Source organism: Rhizobium sp. PDO1-076 (assembly GCF_000247475.1).
GTDB lineage: Bacteria > Pseudomonadota > Alphaproteobacteria > Rhizobiales > Rhizobiaceae > Allorhizobium.
Genome location: NZ_AHZC01000197.1, coordinates 1 through 2,813, shown reverse-complemented (window position 1 = coordinate 2,813; position 2,813 = coordinate 1). Strand labels below are relative to the sequence as shown.

Here is a 2,813-nt window from a genome sequence, read left to right as displayed (position 1 = left end):
CATCGAGTAATCGATTGACGAATAGTCGGCGACGGTGTATGTCGCCGACCACAATCAGAATCGTACGGTGATTGCATCGTGCGATTCTAGCGCTGTATTCACGAAACTCGGAAACGGGTTTTGGGCGGCAGGGCACCTCAGACGATAAGTGACAGGGACACCCTCACGGTGTCCCTGTGATTTTTGAAAATTAGGGGCCGGCCGTAATTGGTAATTCACTGTCTCTGCGCATGCGGGACGCAAGTAAAAACAAGGACAAGTCGAATGAACGGCCAGAATATCCGCATCCGCCTTAAAGCGTTTGATCACCGGGTTCTCGATGCCTCCACGCGCGAAATCGTGCAGACGGCAAAGCGCACAGGTGCAAGCGTCCGCGGTCCGGTACCGCTCCCGACCCGAATTGAAAAATTCACTGTTAACCGTTCGCCGCACGTCGACAAGAAGAGCCGCGAACAGTTTGAGATGCGCACTCACAAGCGCCTGCTTGATATCGTTGATCCTACCCCACAGACAGTTGACGCTTTGATGAAGCTCGACCTGGCTGCCGGCGTCGACGTTGAGATCAAGCTCTAAGATGAAATTCCGGCGAGAGCCGAAATAACAAGGAAGGTACGTGGCAAGACCTGCCAACGACTTCTCGAAACGGGAAACCCGATGGCTCGGAAGGGCTTGAGTGGAATCCTTAAACAAAGAGGCGGGCGAGGGATCTCTCCAAGGATCCCGAAGCGACTCTCAAGAGGAATGAACCAATGCGTTCAGGTGTGATTGCACAGAAAGTGGGAATGACGCGCGTCTACAACGACGCCGGCGAGCATATCCCGGTAACAGTTCTGCGTATGGACAACGTACAAGTCGTTGCTCAGCGCACTGTTGAAAAGAACGGCTACGTAGCGCTTCAGCTCGGTGCCGGTAATTCCAAAGTCAAGAATACGTCGAAGGGCCTGCGCGGCCATTTCGCCGCAGCAAGCGTTGAGCCCAAGGCCAAGCTCGTTGAATTCCGCGTGTCGGAAGACAACATGATTGACGTTGGCGCACAGCTCACGGCTGGTCATTTTGAAGCCGGCCAGCTGGTCGACGTCACGGGCACGACCATCGGTAAGGGTTTTGCTGGTGCTATGAAGCGCCACAACTTCGGTGGTCTGCGCGCGACCCACGGCGTGTCCGTATCGCACCGCTCGCACGGCTCGACTGGTTCCAACCAGGATCCGGGTCGCGTTTGGAAGGGCAAGCGCATGGCTGGTCACATGGGCCAGACTCGCGTCACCACCCAGAATCTCGAAGTCGTTTCGACCGATGAAGATCGCGGTCTTATCCTTGTGAAGGGCGCCGTTCCCGGTTCCAAGGGTTCCTGGATCATCGTCCGCGACGCCGTCAAGTCGGCGAAGTAAGGGAGCCAAGGACATGGAATTTAACGTCAAGACCCTCGAGGGCAAGGAAGCCGGCAAGGTTTCTCTGTCGGACGACATTTTCGGCCTCGACCCGCGCGAGGATATCATCGCTCGCATGATCCGTTGGCAGCTTGCCAACAAGCGTCAGGGTACACACAAGACGAAGACCCGTGCGGAAGTTTCCCGTACCGGCGCCAAGATGTACAAGCAGAAGGGCACCGGTCGTGCTCGTCACCATTCGGCTCGCGCTCCGCAGTTCCGCGGCGGTGGTAAGGCACATGGCCCGGTTGTTCGCAGCCATGCCCATGACCTGCCGAAGAAGGTTCGTGCTCTTGCACTGCGTCACGCGCTTTCGGCCAAGCTGAAGTCGGAAGATCTGATCATCATCGATCAGCTGATCTCTGCTGAAGCAAAGACCAAGGCGCTCGTCGGTACCTTCGAGCTGCTCGGCCTCACCAATGCTCTCGTCATCGGCGGCGCCGAAATCGACAGCAACTTCAAGCTCGCTGCCGCAAACATCCCGAACATCGATGTTCTGCCGGTTCAAGGCATCAACGTTTATGACATTCTGCGTCGTGGCAAGCTCGTGCTGTCCAAGGCTGCGGTTGAAGCTCTGGAGGAGCGGTTCAAATGACTGATCTTCGCCACTACGATGTGATCGTGTCTCCGTCGATCACCGAAAAGTCGACCACGGTTTCCGAATTCAACCAGGTCGTCTTCAACGTCGCCAAGGGTGCCAGCAAGCCGGAAATCAAGGCTGCTGTCGAAGCGCTCTTTGGCGTCAAGGTTACCGCCGTCAATACGCTGCTCCGCAAGGGCAAGACCAAGCGTTTCCGCGGCTTCGCCGGCAAGCAGAAGGACGTCAAGAAGGCGATCGTCACGCTTGCCGAAGGTCAGTCCATCGACGTGTCGACGGGCGTCTGAGGTAGGGAACAAGAACAATGGCATTGAAAAGCTTTAACCCGATCACGCCGAGCCAGCGCCAGCTGGTCATCGTCGACCGCTCGGGCCTCCACAAGGGCAAGCCGGTAAAGGCTCTGACCGAAGGTCTCTCCAAGAGCGGCGGTCGTAACAACCTCGGCCGTATCACTGCTCGCTTCATCGGCGGCGGTCACAAGCGCACCTACCGTCTGATCGACTTCAAGCGTCGTAAGTTTGAAGTTGAAGGCACGGTTGAGCGTCTGGAATACGACCCGAACCGCACGGCATTCATCGCCCTGGTGACCTACACCGACGGCGAACAGGCCTACATCCTGGCTCCGCAGCGCCTCGCTGCCGGCGACAAGGTCATCGCGTCTGAAAAGGCCGTTGACGTCAAGCCTGGCAACGCCATGCCGCTGCAGTCGATCCCGGTTGGTTCGATCGTGCACAACGTCGAAATGAAGCCAGGCAAGGGTGGTCAGATTGCTCGCTCTGCAGGCACCT

At 57.4% G+C, this 2,813-nt stretch carries 5 protein-coding genes; all 5 read left to right on the top strand.

Features of this window, described 5'->3' with window-relative positions; translation table 11 throughout:
* Positions 1-264: 264 nt before the first annotated feature.
* Positions 265-573, top strand: coding sequence for a 30S ribosomal protein S10 (rpsJ, locus tag PDO_RS12110; protein WP_009109911.1), 309 nt, complete (start codon positions 265-267; stop codon positions 571-573).
* 176 nt (positions 574-749) lie between these two features.
* Positions 750-1,388: a 50S ribosomal protein L3 gene (gene rplC / locus PDO_RS12105; protein WP_009109909.1), complete on the top strand. Its 639-nt coding sequence runs from the start codon at positions 750-752 to the stop codon at positions 1,386-1,388.
* 13 nt (positions 1,389-1,401) lie between these two features.
* Positions 1,402-2,022 carry a 50S ribosomal protein L4 gene (rplD, locus tag PDO_RS12100; protein WP_009109907.1) on the top strand — a complete coding sequence of 207 codons (621 nt, stop codon included), beginning with the start codon at positions 1,402-1,404 and terminating at the stop codon, positions 2,020-2,022.
* On the top strand, positions 2,019-2,312 hold the full coding sequence (locus PDO_RS12095; protein ID WP_009109905.1) for a 50S ribosomal protein L23: 294 nt from the start codon (positions 2,019-2,021) through the stop codon (positions 2,310-2,312). Before rplD ends, PDO_RS12095 begins: the two co-directional genes overlap by 4 nt.
* A gap of 17 nt (positions 2,313-2,329) precedes the next feature.
* Positions 2,330-2,813: 50S ribosomal protein L2 (gene rplB, locus PDO_RS12090; RefSeq protein WP_009109902.1), on the top strand; the 484-nt coding region annotated here is incomplete at its 3' end.